Source organism: Parvibaculum indicum, from assembly GCF_011762095.1.
Taxonomy (GTDB): domain Bacteria; phylum Pseudomonadota; class Alphaproteobacteria; order Parvibaculales; family Parvibaculaceae; genus Parvibaculum; species Parvibaculum indicum.
Genome location: NZ_JAASQO010000002.1, coordinates 322,502 through 336,915 on the forward strand (window position 1 = coordinate 322,502; position 14,414 = coordinate 336,915).

A 14,414-nucleotide genomic window follows, 5' to 3' on the forward strand; every position below is an offset into this window, starting at 1 on the left:
AGCCCAGTCGTCCCCACTCACGCAACTCGTCCCTCCGTGCCCCAAACCGCGCGTTAGTACTGCGAGAGCAGAATTGCGCCCGTGATCGCACTGATCCACAGGATCACGGCCCGGTCGCGCGCATCATCATAGGCACGAACGCGATAGGCAGCCCCCCAGCGCCGATGATGCGCGTAATAGACCGGCTTGCCCCAGCGGCGGTACCGGCGCTCATAGCGCGGACGCCAATGGGCGAAAGGCCGGTAGTGGCGCCTCGGCGCCGGACGGTAATAGCCGCCGCGCCTGTGGCTCCGGCGCTCATACCGGTCGTGGCGGCGCTCGTGACGCCGGTGATATCTGTCGTGCCGTCGATGATCGCGATAGTTGCGGTCATGGCGACCGCCCTGTTTGGGGCCGCGCCGATAGTCGACCGTTTCCACCTTCGCGGCCGCCGTCGTCTTCGCGTTCACGCCCAGGACACCTGCCGATGCCTGCGCCGCCAGGGGCGCCGAAAACGCCATGCCGGCCGCAAGACCGGCAACAATGAATGCCTTTCTCATCGTTCCTGCTCCTTCCGTCATTCGATCGTCCCCCTGATGCTGAAACGATGATCGGCCATCCGCGCTGAACGGGCGCTGGCATGGCCGTTCATCCGGCGTTCAGCTTCAGACGCGGATTTCCGGGAAATTCGGGAAAAGGGAGGGGAGCCGGCCTGCCGGTGCGAACCGGCAGGCCGGTCATCTTTCACAGAACGCGCAGGACCTTGCCCGTATAGGGGCAGATGTCGAGCCGCACCTGCTTGCCATGCCGGTTGCGCGCACTCACTTCATAGTAATCGCCATAATCGGTCGGCTTGCCGAAATGGTTGTAGCCATGCGCGGTGACGCCCTTGCGCCAATGATTGAACCCGTGGCGACCGCCGCGCTTATAGGCCGGGCCGTTATAGTTGGCGGCATTGCGGACATTGAGAATATGACCGTTATGCGCTCTGGTCCGCACGACCACCGGGCGACCGCGCTTGTTGAGCGCCCGCACACGATAGACGCCGCGCTCCTCTTTCAGGCTGACGACGTCGAACCCGTGAAAGCCCTTGCGCTTGAGCTTGGCGAGCAAGCGGTTGATGTCCATGCCCTTGGGGTCGTAGCGCGGGCGGAACTTCTTGAAATCGATCGACTGGATCCGCCCCGTGCGCGCATCCACCTTCGCGTCCACGATCATGCCGAGGCGCGTGACGCCTTCCAGACGATAGACGCGCTGGTTCTTGGCAAGACGAATATCGGTCACCGTGCCGCCGGAGCGGTTCTCGACGAGGCGGACGACGCGGTTGAGCGGCATCACCCGTCCGTTATGCGCCCGCCAGGCGGGGGCCCCGCGGCGATAGTCGATGGTCTGAGCGGTCGTTTGCGGCCCGGCATGATGGGTACCGAATGTCAGCACGAAATTCCCGGCGCCGGCCTGGGCCGGAGCGGCCATCGCCATTGCGCCCAGAATACCGGCCGCCGCCGCGGCCTTGAAAAAAGTGTTCGTCATGTCTGCCTCCTGTCGGCTGGAAAACCAATTGCTGAGGCGCAGAATGACGGGACCTCGCTGAACCTATCGTGGACCTTCCGTTCAGCCCGGGTTCACCCGTGCAGGCCGCGACGACGGTGGCGGATATCCTCACTTGAAGCGCCCGAAACACCCCCCATCTATTGGGGACCGGACGCCAAAACGGGTCCGGAACGGGCCAGAAACCAGCCGGCCGCAAGGCGGATGGAAGGCCCGAAGGATGCATCGCGTGACTTCTCCCCTCCTTGAAAGAAGGGGCTTCTGATTGGCAGCATTCTGCTTTTGCATCATACCGCGACTTCCAGAATTTCCAGCCTATTGGCCGTTTCTTCCTGCTTCATCGAGCGGGTAACCCCGAGCTCTCCACAGGCTGCCAGCGGATGTCCTCCGCCGGGGAGAATGATACCTTGTGCGGCGAGCTTCTCCAGTCCTCTCCGCAGTATTTCCTTGGCACCGACCACGTCGGCATGATCTGCATGTCCGCAGGAGCGGCAGACAAAGCAGTCTCGCGTGATGCGGCTCGCTGGATCGACAACGCCACAAGCAGGGCAGGTCTGACTGGTATAGGCCGGATCGACCTTGATCAGCACGCCTGCTGTCCAGCCAAGCTTGTACTCAAGCTGGCGCACGAACTCGCCCCATCCCTTGTCCAGGATGGACCGGTTGAGGCCTGCTTTCTGCCTGACGTTGCGACCAGGTGTTTCGACCGATCCTTTTGCAGATGCGGTCATGTTCGCGACCTTCAGGTCTTCGACAACAATGATGCCGTGGTTCTTGGCAAGTGCCGCTGTCGCCTTGTGTGTCGCGTTCCGGCGGCGTCGCACCATTTTCGACTTGTGCCGGCGTAGTGCGTTGAGGGCCTTCGCCCGGTTTCTGGATCCTTTCTTACGACGACTGACCGTACGGGCCAACCGGCACTCGCGCTCCCGCATCCGGTTCGTCTCGGTCTCCTGGCCGAGCGCGAGCGCATCGGAGGTCATGAATGGCACGTCGACGCCACGATCAACACCGACAGGATTGTCCCTTCTCTGTGTTGGCGCCTTCACGCGCACGCGCATGAGGATCGAGGCATACCAATGCTCACCCTCCCGCGCGATCGTTACCGATCGCAGAGTACCCTTTAGGCGGCGATGCTGACGAATAGCGACGGGGCCATTGTCCCGTTTGGTTCGCCCTAGCTTTGGAAGGATGAGGAGAGACCGACCGAAGTCGATCCGGATCTGATTGGGGTCCGGGAAGGTAAAGCTGTCATTCTCGAACTTCCGCCGTGGCTGCGGATAGGCGGCTCGCCCCTCAAAGAAGTTGACGAAGGCCCGATCGAGAGCGCGAAGCGCCATCTGCAACGTATGCGACGGCACCTCAGCCAACCACTCCGCCTCTTTCTTGAGGGCCGGTAACTGGTTCTGCTGAGTGATGTAAGTAAACCCCCGTCCCGGTCGCCCAAAGACCCGCCGTTGCTCAAGGCCGAGGTTATAGACGAATCGGCAGCACCCGGCGACGCGAGCGAAAAAAACTTCTTGCTCTTTGTTCGGATAAATCCGGAACCGGTATGCCTTGTTAACGTGCATAGATGAAATATATGTTGGTCTATGACAAAAACAAGAGATCTAAATACCGGCCGGCACGTTGTATTTGAACTCTACGTGCACTTGGTCTTTGTCACCAAGTACCGCCGCGCCGTTATCACCGCCAGGGTTAGGGAAAGCCTTCGCTCCCGCATGGAAAAAATCTGCTGCGACTTCGAGGCAGATCTCCTCGAGTTCGACGGCGAAGATGATCACGTCCACCTACTGGTGAAATATCCGCCGAAGGTGCAGCTGTCCAAACTGGTGAATAGCCTGAAAGGCGCCAGCTCACGTGTCATCCGCCAGATGGACTATCCGGAGGTCACGCGGTCGCTCTGGGGCGATGCGTTCTGGTCTCCCAGCTATTGTGCGGTTTCATGCGGCGGGGCGCCTCTGGAAGTCGTGAAGCAATATATCCAGGATCAACGAAAGCCAAAGGCTCCTTGACCCCTTCCTGAACGAAGGGGATTGCGTCGCCAAGGGGTTCAGATCCTCGATCACGACGGTGCCGAAACGGCGTGACAAATGGGCGGTCCGTTCATGGATCCAGTGCTTGCGGATACGCGCCGCCTTCGCCCTGGTCCGGGCCAGACGCGCTTTTGCCTTCTTCCGGCGTTTCGAGCCGTGGCGGCAGCGGGCGAGCGCCTGTGCCTGCTTGCGCGCCCGGCGATCGAGAACACGCAACCGCTCCAGCGGCAGGTCGGCGAATTCACCGTCTGAATAGGCCAATGTATGCACGACTCCGCGATCGACTCCGACAGCCTCAGCGTTGAGCTTCTTCGTCTTATCGATCTCGACTTCACAAGAAATGCTGACATGCCAGCCAAGCGCGGCACGTGACACGGTTACATTCTTCACGGTGCCGGCGATATCCCGGGTCCAGCGGAAGCGGACCTCACCGATTTTCGGGAGATGGATCATCCCCCAGTTCCGATTGAGGCGGCGGATCCGGCATTCGCGCCCCAGAAAACGGAACGCATCGTTCACGCCCCGGCGCCGCGGTGTGGGATACCCGGCGCGTCCGGCGAAGAAATTCGCATAAGCGCGATCGAGGTCGCGCAGCGCCTGCTGCTGGCTCGTCTGGGAGACCACAGCGATCCAGTCGAAACTTTGGCGCAGTTCGGTGAGCTCGCGGGCCTGTGCGACATAGGTAAGAGATTTGCCCGTGTTGGCCGTGTATTGGCGCCACCAGTCCCGGCGCTGCTCCAGCGCGAGATTATAGACAAGCCGCACCACGCCGGAGAACTGCCACATGTGCGCGGCTTGCTCCTCGGTCGGTTTCAGCCGGAATCTATAGGCCCGAAAAACCTTCATGGCGTCGATATGGACACAGGCCGCGCAAATGCAAATTATCGATGGGCGCTTTCCTCCCCGCCCTGAACGACGAGTTTCCCGCGCTATACGGATGAACCGAGGCGGGCCGGAAACGGCCCGCCTTTCTGTTTTGTTCAGAGATCGAGCTGCATTTCGAAGACGCTCGGTTCGCCCGGCAATTGATGGCGGGTGAAGCCGAGTTCGGCACACAGATCGAGCATTGGCTTGTTCTCGCGCAACACGTGACCGAAGACCTGCTTCACGCCCCGCGCACGCGCATAGTCGATGAGTTTGTTCATCAGCCCGTAACCGAGGCCATGTCCATGGAAATCGGTCCGCACCAGGATCGCATATTCCGTGCGCTCCCGGTCCGGGTCGTCGGAAAGACGACCCACCGCCGCGAGATGCTGGCGCGTCTCGTCGGTGAACACGACAAAGGCCATCTCCCGGTCATAGTCGATCTGCGTCAGGCGCGCGGCGAGCTGACGCGGCAGCTTTCTGAGCGGCGACAGGAAGCGCAGCCGGATGTCTTCCGGATCGGTATGCGCCAGAAGGTCGTCCGTCAGCGGCGCGTCTTCGGGCCGGATAGGCCGCATCGGATAAATCTTGCCGTCGCGTCCGGCAATCGCACTTTCCAGTGAGCCGGGATAGGGCCGGATCGCAAACCGCGAAGAGCCCCTGCCCTTCGGCGCCTTGAGGCGCACACGCGCATCGAGCGCCAGCACGCCTTCTTCATCCGCCCAGAGGGGATTGATGTCGAGTTCCGCGATATCCGGATTGTCCGCCGAGAGATCCCCGATCGCCATCAGAGTCCCCGCAATCGCATCGAAATCGGCGCCGGGGCGTCCGCGATACCCGTCGAGAAGCCGCGAGACGCGCGTACGCCGGATCAGATCTTCGGCCAGCACCCGATTGAGCGGCGGCAGGGCCATCGCCTGGTCGCGCACGACTTCCACCGCCGTGCCGCCCTGCCCGAAAAGAAGCACCGGGCCGAAAGTGGCATCGTCGATCATGCCGAGAATGAGCTCGAAGGCACTCGGACGGCTCGCCATGCGCTGAACGGTAAACCCGTCGATCTTCGCGTCGGGTTTTGCTTCCGCGACACGGTCGAGCATACGCCGCGCCGCCCGCAGCACGGCATCCTTGTCTTCAAGATCGAGCGCGACACCGCCGACATCGGTCTTGTGGGTGATTTCGGCCGAGAGAATTTTCAGCGCCACCGGATAACCGATTTCCTCCGCGCAGGCCGCCGCTTCATCGACGGAACTCACCGTGCGCGTTTCCACGACCGGAATGCCATAGGCCTTCAGCAGTGCTTTCGCTTCGGGTTCGGTCAGCCATTCGCGGCCTGCGCCCGCGGCCTTGTCGATAATTGCACGCGCCGCATCCAGATCACGCTCGGGCCATGCGGGCCCCGCCGGGGGTATTTCCATCAGCAACCGCTGATTCCGATCGTACCGAACCTGAAGCATGAAGGAATGAACCGCCTGGCCCGGCGTGTCATAGGTCGCGATCTTGTTGTCGAGAAAAACCTGCCGCGCCGCCCGCGCGCCCTGATCGCCGAGCCAGCTCGTGTAGAGCGGCTTCCGGCTCTTCGCCGCGGCATCGACGACCGCCCGCGCGGCCTCGACATTGTCCACCACGGCAGTGGGGCAGTTGAGCACGAGAAGCGCATCCGTATTCGGATCGCCCATCAAACCTTCGATCGCGTCCGCATAGCGCTGCGCGCCGGCATCGCCGATAATGTCCACCGGATTGCCGCGGCTCCAGGTCGGAGGCAGCACCTTGTTGAGGCTTTCGATCGTTTCCGGCGCCAGCGAGGCAAGATGCCCGCTCTCGTCGATCAGATCGTCGGTTGCCAGAACGCCGACGCCGCCGCCATTGGTGAGGATGGCCAGCCTGTCGCCAAGAAGCGGTTTGCGCTCCGAACGCATGGCAAGCGTCTCCACCGCATCGAACAGATCTTCCACGCCCTGCACACGCAACATGCCCGCGCGGCGGAAAGCGGCGTGATAGACCGCATCCGACCCGGCAAGCGCACCGGTATGCGATCGCGCCGCCTTGGCGCCTTCTTCATGGCGGCCCGCCTTGATGACCATGACCGGCTTCAGCCGCGCCGCCTGCCGGCCGGCCGACATGAACTTGCGCGCATCGGTCACCGACTCGACATAGAGCAGAATGCTTTTCGTCTTCGGATCATGCGCGAGGAAATCCAGCATGTCGCCGAAATCGACATCCGACATCCCGCCCAGCGAGACGATATGGGAAAAGCCGATCTTGCGGCTCGTCGCCCAGTCCAGAATGGCCGTCACGATGGCACCGGACTGCGACACGAAAGCGACATTGCCGTCGACCGGCGGCAAATGGGTGAAAGAGGCATTGAGGCCGTTGCCCGGCGCCAGAATGCCGAGGCAATTGGGACCGACGATACGCAGGAGATAGGGTTTTGCCGCATCCAGCATCTTGCGCTGGAGCGCCCGTCCTTCTTCGCCGAGTTCGCCGAAACCCGCCGTGATGACCACCGCGGCACGCGTTCCCTTTTCGCCAAGTTCGCCGATAATGCCCGGCACGGTGTGGGGCGGCGTCGCGATCACGGCAAGGTCGGGCGCCTCGGGCAGCGAGGCGACGTCCTTATAGGCCTCCTCCCCGCCAATCACACCACCCTGCGGATTGACGGCCCATATCGGACCGTCGAACCCGGCGCTTCGCAAGTTCCGCAGAACAACCTTGCCGATACTGCCATCGCGATTGCTGGCACCGATCAGTGCCACCGATTTCGGCGCAAACATTTGATGGAGGTTTCGGATGCTCATGGGAACCTCGACGGATATGGGAGCGGAATTCAAGCAGGAGAGGGGCGCTCGAACATAAGGGGATGGAAACACAGAACGGCGCTTATCGCGAGCGGACAAGTGGCCGCGGCGCACTTCTTCACATGAAAAACCGCATGGGTTTGATCTGACGCAAAGGAAGAATGGCTAAAGGAAATTCAGCCTTCAATCGCACTGCCGTCGATGGGATATCCCGTCATCGCAGAAAGGTCGTGCAGGATCTTGCGGCCCTTCGCCCCGCCATCGCCGGACATATCTTCCGAAACGGCAAGCGCCAGCGCCTCCATATGCGCATGAACGATGTTCAGATCTTCATCGGAGCAGATGGGAGCCGCACGCAGAAATCGGCATAGCGACGAGCCAAGCGCGGTCACAAAATCGTAACCGAAAGAACCGCCCTGCCCCTTCACATTATGGGCGATGGCGTAGATCTCATCCATCACCTGCCGGCGATCCGCTCCGTCTTCCAGCTTTCCCCACACAGCAAACATCTGATCGATATCCTGGCGAAGCTGGTCCTTGTAGCTGTCGCGCAAGGCGTCCACGGCCGCCTCCGCCTTGGCGATCAGGCGCGCATACTCGCTCGAACCGTTTTCGTCGAATGAGGCCATGGTTCCGTTTTCGAGCACCTGAAGGAAAAGCGGCATACAATACGGACAATCCAGACCTTATGCGGATCAGCGTTAATTAAAGCTTAAAACAGCGTGTATCGGATTGACCTTCACCCTGCCGCCGCCCGCGCATGAGCCAGGAATTCCGCCACGGCTTCGGCTTCCGTCTGGAATGACGTAACCAGTCTCACCGTTCGCGCCTGATCGTTATCGCCGACCATCGGCCAGGGATGGAAGCGCGCGCCCGCCTCTTTGAGTCCTTTCGACATGGAGACCGGCATACGGACGAAAATCTCGTTCGCCTGTACGGGGAAATGAATATCCACGCCCGGCATTGCACCGAGACCTTCGGCAAGCTCGCGCGCCATCGCATTGGCGTGGGCTGCCAGACGCAGCCACAATCCGTCTTTCAGATAGGCTTCGAGCTGGGCGGAAAGAAACCGCATCTTCGAAAAGAGGTGTCCGCCGCGTTTTCGCCGGAAGGCGAAATCGCGCGCCAGATGCTTGTCGAAAAAGATCACCGCCTCGGCCGCCATGGCACCGTTCTTGGTCGCGCCGAACGACATGACGTCGATCCCCGACTTCCATGTGATCTCCGCCGGCGAAACATCGAGCGCGGCGACCGCATTGGCAAAACGCGCGCCATCCATGTGAACTGCGATATCGCGCGAATGGGCGATATCGGTAAGCGCCCGGATCTCGTCGAGGGAATAAAGCGTGCCGCATTCGGTGGATTGCGTCAGCGTCAGCGTCGAAGGCTGCACGTTATGGACATTACCGAGCGGCAGCAGACGAAACGCGCTCTTGAACGAATCCGGTTCGAGCTTTCCGTTTTCACCCGCGATCGGAACGAATTTGGCGCCGTCGGCAAAAAATTCAGGCGCGCCGCATTCGTCGATATGGGCATGCGCGAGTTCGTGGCAGAAGACCGCGCCCCATGGCGGCGTAAGACAGGCCAGCGCCAGCGCATTGGCGGCCGTGCCGGTCGCAACGGGGAAGACCTCGACCTCGTGCTCGAACAGATCCGCCATGACGGCCTGAAGCCGGGCGGTGGCATCGTCGGCACCGTAGGAAGCGGCACTGCCCCGATTGGCTTCCGCCAGCGCCGCCATGATTTCAGGCGCCACGCCCCACGCATTGTCACTGGTAAAGTCCATTGCCGCCTTCTCCGGTCCCGCCGCCCGCATTGCTTGACCGGGCGGATCGTAACGGGCTCCCCCGCGAAAGAGAAGGCGGGCGACCGAAAGCCCGCCGCCCGGCCGCAATCGCCGGCCACCGGGGCCGGAGCTGCTAAGCGCCTGATTCAAAGAGTCATTTTATAGGTCAGTAGTCCTGTCATATTTTCTTGCTAAAAAGACCCCGTTCTGGCAGTATCGCGCTCCCGGAGAAGCCCCGCTTCCCGGGGTCTTTCCGGACGGCCGGTCAAGCGTAATTTGGGCCTTCGGAAGACTTGTCAGGTGGCCCCGCTCCGGGCAAAAGGAGCACCCTGCAGAAAGCTGAGCGGCTACGCGGCACTGCAGCCGGGGCACGCGCCAGGAAACGGGACCTTGAAATGTCCCCCGGGCTGCTGGCCCGGGTCGTGGAGCGTGCTAGATGACGGGCTTGCGGGCCCACCGCGCGGGGATCTTGCGATCAGGCGTAATCCGCTGGCGTCCCCCGCCCTCGGGCGTCCGGTGTGCCGGAATGCCCGGCCCTCCGGTCAGAACCGGAAGGACGAGGCGAGAGACGAAAGTGGCGTAGGTGACGACCCGGTTCGGGGTCCGGCAGCGGAAAGACATTCCGTCCGGATCGGCACGGCCCGGGCCTAGGTTAGGGATGGAAAGAAATGACGGAAATGCGGGCAGACATCGGCCAGACGCGGACAAGCACGGCGAAGCTGAAAGCTTCCGCCGCCACTGCGCCCATGGCTTACGCTGCGGGCCTTCCGGCGGCGCAGGGCCTCTATGACCCCCGGAACGAGCATGATGCCTGCGGCATCGGCTTCATCGCGAACATCCACAACCGGAAATCGCACAAAATCATCGAAGACGGCCTGCGTATCCTCGAAAATCTCGAGCATCGCGGCGCAGTCGGCGCCGACCCCAAGGCGGGCGACGGCGCGGGCATTCTCATTCAGATGCCGGACGCCTTTTTCCGCAAGGAAGCCGGCAAGCTTGGTATCGAGCTGCCGGAAGAAGGCCATTACGGCGTCGGCATGCTCTTCATGCCCAAGGCGGACGACGCGCGCGCGAAGATCGTCGAACTGGTGAACAGGATCGTTGCCGAGGAAGGCCAGACCCTTCTCGGCTGGCGCGACGTGCCGGTGGACAATTCCGATCTCGGCGAGTCGGTCATCCCGACCGAGCCCCGCCACATGCAGGTTTTCGTGAAGCGCGCCGACAGCTGCGCCGATCAGGCCGCGTTTGAGCGCAAGCTCTTCGTCATCCGCAAGCGCATTTTCAACACGCTGCTGGAGCAGGAAGGCCATGTGCCGGAGGAACTCTATATTCCCTCCTTTTCCTCGCAGACCATCGTCTACAAGGGCATGCTGCTCGCAGCCCAGGTCGGACAGTACTACAAGGACCTGACCGATCCGGACATGGTGACGGCGCTCGCCCTCGTGCATCAGCGCTTCTCCACCAACACCTTCCCGACCTGGAGCCTTGCCCACCCCTTCCGCATGGTCTGCCACAATGGCGAGATCAACACGAAGCGCGGCAATGTGAACTGGATGGCGGCACGCTATGCCACCATGGAATCGGAGCTGCTGGGCGACGACATCAAGAAGATCTGGCCGATTGCCGTTCAGGAACAGTCGGATACGGCCTGCTTCGACAATGCGCTCGAACTTCTCATCATGGGCGGCTACTCGCTGGCCCATGCGATGATGATGCTCATCCCCGAAGCCTGGGCGGGCAACCCGCTCATGGATGAAGAACGCCGCGCCTTCTACGAATATCACGCAGCTCTCATGGAGCCCTGGGACGGCCCCGCCGCGGTCGCCTTTACCGATGGCCGCCAGATCGGCGCGACGCTGGACCGTAACGGCCTGCGTCCGGCCCGCTATTACGTCACCGACGATGGCGATGTGATGATGGCCTCCGAAATGGGCGTGCTCCCCGCACCGGAAGACAAGATCGTCGAAAAGTGGCGGCTGCAGCCCGGCAAGATGCTGCTGATCGACCTCGAACAGGGCCGCATCATTTCCGATGCCGAGATCAAGGCGGACCTCGCGACGCTTCACCCCTATCAGAAGTGGCTGAACGAGACGCAGATCCAGCTCGAGGACATGCACGCCCCGTCCGCGCGCATGCAGACGCCGCGCTACGGCTCGGTGCTCGATACGCAGCAGGCCTTCGGCTACACGCAGGAAGACCTGAAGTTCCTGATGTCGCCCATGGCGACCGACGGACAGGAAGCGATCGGCTCGATGGGTACAGACACGCCCATCTCCGCGCTCTCTTCCAAGTCGAAGCTGCTCTACACCTATTTCAAGCAGAACTTCGCGCAGGTGACGAACCCGCCCATCGACCCGATCCGCGAGGAACTGGTCATGTCGCTGGTCTCCTTCATCGGCCCGCGCCCGAACCTGCTCGATCTGGAAGGCATGTCCTCGGTGAAGCGCCTGGAAGTGCGCCAGCCCATCCTCACCAATGAGGATCTGGAAAAGATCCGCATGATCGGCGAGGTCGCGGACAATCATTTCCGTACCCAGACGCTCGACATGACTTTCGCCGTCGATCGCAACGAGGAAGCCATGGCCGAAATGGTCGACCGGCTCTGCCAGCGCGCAGAAGAAGCCGTCGATCAGGGCTACAACATCATCATCCTGTCGGATCGCCTGATCTCGGCGGAGCGCATCGCCATTCCGGCGCTGCTCGCCACCTCCGCCGTGCATCACCATTTGATCCGCAAGGGCCTGCGCACCAAGGTCGGCATCGTCGTCGAAACGGGCGAGGCGCGCGAAGTGCATCACTTCTGCTGCCTGGCCGGCTATGGCGCCGAGGCGATCAACCCCTATCTCGCCTTCGAGACGCTGCATGAATTGCTGCCGAACCTCGATGAGGGCCTCTCGCAGAAGGAAGCCGAGAAGCGCTACATCAAGGCGGTCGACAAGGGCATCCTGAAGGTCATGTCCAAGATGGGCATCTCGACCTACCAGTCCTATTGCGGCGCGCAGATTTTCGACGCGGTCGGCCTCGCCACCTCGTTCTGCGACAAATACTTCACCGGCACCGTCTCCATGATCGAAGGCGTCGGCATCGACGAGATTGCCCGCGAGACGTTCGCGCGGCACCGCCTCGCCTATTCCGACGCGCCTGTGCTGAAGAATGCGCTCGATGTGGGCGGCGAATATGCCCAGCGCATTCGAGGCGAAGACCATGCATGGACGTCGGAATCCGTTCGCGACCTGCAGCATGCGGTGCGCGGCAACAGCCAGGACCAGTACAAGGCCTTTGCCAGAAGCATCAACGAGCAGAACGAACGCCTGCTGACCATGCGCGGCCTCTTCGACATCAAGAAGGCCGAGGATGTGGGCCGCAAGCCTGTTCCACTAGAAGAAGTCGAGCCCGCTTCCGAGATCGTGAAGCGTTTTGCCACCGGCGCCATGTCCTTTGGCTCGATCAGCCGCGAGGCGCATACGACGCTGGCGGTCGCCATGAACCGGCTTGGCGGCCGGTCCAACACGGGCGAAGGCGGCGAGGAGCCGGATCGCTTCAAGCCGATGGCGAATGGCGACAGCATGCGTTCCTCGATCAAGCAGGTCGCATCGGGCCGTTTCGGCGTGACGACGGAATATCTCGTCAACTCCGACATGATCCAGATCAAGATGGCGCAGGGCGCAAAGCCCGGCGAAGGCGGCCAGCTGCCCGGCCACAAGGTCGACGCGGTCATCGCCAAGGTGCGCCATTCGACGCCGGGCGTGGGCCTCATCTCTCCGCCCCCGCACCATGACATTTATTCGATCGAAGATCTGGCCCAGCTGATCTACGACCTGAAGAACACCAACTCCAAGGCGCTCATCTCCGTGAAGCTCGTCTCCGAGGTCGGTGTCGGCACGGTGGCCGCGGGCGTCTCCAAGGCGCGTGCCGACCATGTGACAATCTCCGGCTATGACGGCGGCACGGGCGCCTCGCCACTCACCTCCATCAAGCATGCGGGCAGCCCCTGGGAAATCGGCCTTGCCGAAACCCATCAGACGCTGGTGCTGAACCGCCTGCGCGGCCGCATCACCGTTCAGGTCGATGGCGGCCTGCGTACCGGCCGCGATGTCGTCATCGGCGCGCTGCTGGGCGCGGACGAGTTCGGCTTCGCCACCGCGCCGCTCATCGCGGCGGGCTGCATCATGATGCGCAAATGTCATCTGAACACCTGCCCTGTCGGCGTCGCCACGCAGGACCCGGAACTGCGCAAGCGCTTCGTCGGTGCGCCCGAGCATGTCATCAACTACTTCTTCTTCGTCGCCGAGGAAGTTCGCGAGCTGATGGCTGAAATGGGCTACCGCACGGTGAACGAAATGATCGGGCAGATGCAGATGCTCGACAAGCGCAAGGTCGTCGACCACTGGAAGGCAAAGGGCCTCGATTTCGGCAAGCTCTTCCACAAGCCGGACGCACCGGCGGGCGTGAACATCTTCAAATGCGAGGAGCAGGATCACAAGATCCACGACATCCTCGACCGCAAGCTCATCGAAGCCTCCAAGGATGCGATCGAAGAGAAGAAGCCGGTGCAGATCGAGCTTCCGATCCACAATACCGATCGCACCACCGGCGCCATGCTGTCGGGCGAGATCGCCCGGCGCTACGGCCATACCGGCCTGCCCGACGAAACGATCCATGTGAAGTTCAAGGGCACGGCGGGCCAGAGCTTCGGCGCCTGGGTCGCCACCGGCGTCACGCTGGAGCTTGAAGGCGAAGCCAACGACTATGTCGGCAAGGGTCTTTCGGGCGGGCGCCTGATCGTCTATCCGCCTGCCGTCAGCGGCATCGTGCCGGAAAAGAGCATCATCGTCGGCAATACCGTGCTTTACGGCGCCATCGGCGGCGAATGCTATTTCCGCGGCGTGGCCGGTGAGCGTTTCGCCGTCCGCAACTCCGGTGCCGTGGCCGTCGTCGAAGGCACGGGCGATCATGGCTGCGAATACATGACGGGCGGCGTTGTCGTCGTCCTCGGCGAAACGGGCCGCAACTTCGCGGCCGGCATGTCGGGCGGTATCGCCTATGTGCTGGACGAGGACGGCATGTTCGAGCGTCGCTGCAACCTCGCCATGGTGGATCTGGAGCCCGTGAAGGAAGAACACGAGCTGATGGAGAAGCTCCGTCATCAGTCCACCGACCTGGAGGCGCATGGCCGTGTGGACGTCATGTCCGACATGACCCGCTTCGATGCCGAACGTCTGCATCAGCTGATCGAAAATCATGCGCGCTACACCAATTCGGCGCGCGCGCGTGAAATCCTTGAAAATTGGGAGAGCTTCCTGCCGAAGTTCCGCAAGGTGATGCCGGTCGAATACCGCCGCGCCCTGCGCGAACTGAAGGAATCTCAGGAAGCGGCCCAGGCCATGGCCGCAGCAGGAGAGTAAGCAA

General features: G+C 62.1%; 9 protein-coding genes. 2 read left to right on the top strand and 7 right to left on the bottom strand.

Annotated features, from left to right (window positions below; all coding sequences use genetic code 11):
- Nucleotides 1–53: 53 nt before the first annotated feature.
- The 3 genes from FHS78_RS04225 to FHS78_RS04235 form a co-directional block, all read right to left on the bottom strand.
- Nucleotides 54–539 (bottom strand): hypothetical protein, encoded by a 486-nt coding sequence (locus FHS78_RS04225; protein WP_167090643.1) that lies wholly within the window; start codon nucleotides 537–539, stop codon nucleotides 54–56.
- 184 nt (nucleotides 540–723) lie between these two features.
- Nucleotides 724–1,509: a PepSY domain-containing protein gene (locus FHS78_RS04230; protein ID WP_167090646.1), complete on the bottom strand. Its 786-nt coding sequence runs from the start codon at nucleotides 1,507–1,509 to the stop codon at nucleotides 724–726.
- A 305-nt stretch (nucleotides 1,510–1,814) separates the two neighbouring features.
- The gene (locus FHS78_RS04235) at nucleotides 1,815–3,095 is read right to left on the bottom strand and encodes an RNA-guided endonuclease InsQ/TnpB family protein (RefSeq protein ID WP_167090649.1); all 1,281 of its coding nucleotides are present in this window, start codon (nucleotides 3,093–3,095) and stop codon (nucleotides 1,815–1,817) included.
- 21 nt (nucleotides 3,096–3,116) lie between these two features.
- On the opposite strand from FHS78_RS04235, the gene tnpA reads away from it, so the two are divergent.
- Nucleotides 3,117–3,539 (top strand): IS200/IS605 family transposase, encoded by a 423-nt coding sequence (gene tnpA, locus FHS78_RS04240; protein WP_167090652.1) that lies wholly within the window; start codon nucleotides 3,117–3,119, stop codon nucleotides 3,537–3,539.
- On the opposite strand, the gene FHS78_RS04245 is transcribed toward tnpA, so the two are convergent.
- The 4 genes from FHS78_RS04245 to FHS78_RS04260 all read right to left on the bottom strand — a co-directional run bounded on the left by FHS78_RS04245 (nucleotide 3,468) and on the right by FHS78_RS04260 (nucleotide 9,005).
- A complete protein-coding gene (locus tag FHS78_RS04245) occupies nucleotides 3,468–4,406 on the bottom strand; it encodes an RNA-guided endonuclease InsQ/TnpB family protein (RefSeq protein WP_167090655.1) in 939 nt (312 codons plus the stop codon). The two genes, tnpA and FHS78_RS04245, sit on opposite strands and share 72 nt — an antisense overlap.
- A gap of 134 nt (nucleotides 4,407–4,540) precedes the next feature.
- Nucleotides 4,541–7,219, bottom strand: coding sequence for a bifunctional acetate--CoA ligase family protein/GNAT family N-acetyltransferase (locus FHS78_RS04250; RefSeq protein ID WP_167090657.1), 2,679 nt, complete (start codon nucleotides 7,217–7,219; stop codon nucleotides 4,541–4,543).
- A 176-nt stretch (nucleotides 7,220–7,395) separates the two neighbouring features.
- Nucleotides 7,396–7,848 carry an Hpt domain-containing protein gene (locus tag FHS78_RS04255; RefSeq protein WP_167090660.1) on the bottom strand — a complete coding sequence of 151 codons (453 nt, stop codon included), beginning with the start codon at nucleotides 7,846–7,848 and terminating at the stop codon, nucleotides 7,396–7,398.
- A 110-nt stretch (nucleotides 7,849–7,958) separates the two neighbouring features.
- Nucleotides 7,959–9,005 (bottom strand): threonine aldolase family protein, encoded by a 1,047-nt coding sequence (locus FHS78_RS04260; RefSeq protein ID WP_167090663.1) that lies wholly within the window; start codon nucleotides 9,003–9,005, stop codon nucleotides 7,959–7,961.
- A gap of 746 nt (nucleotides 9,006–9,751) precedes the next feature.
- On the opposite strand from FHS78_RS04260, the gene gltB reads away from it, so the two are divergent.
- Entirely contained in the window at nucleotides 9,752–14,410 is a 4,659-nt protein-coding gene (gene gltB, locus FHS78_RS04265; RefSeq protein ID WP_167090776.1) for a glutamate synthase large subunit, read from the top strand.
- The last annotated feature ends 4 nt before the right edge of the window (nucleotides 14,411–14,414 follow it).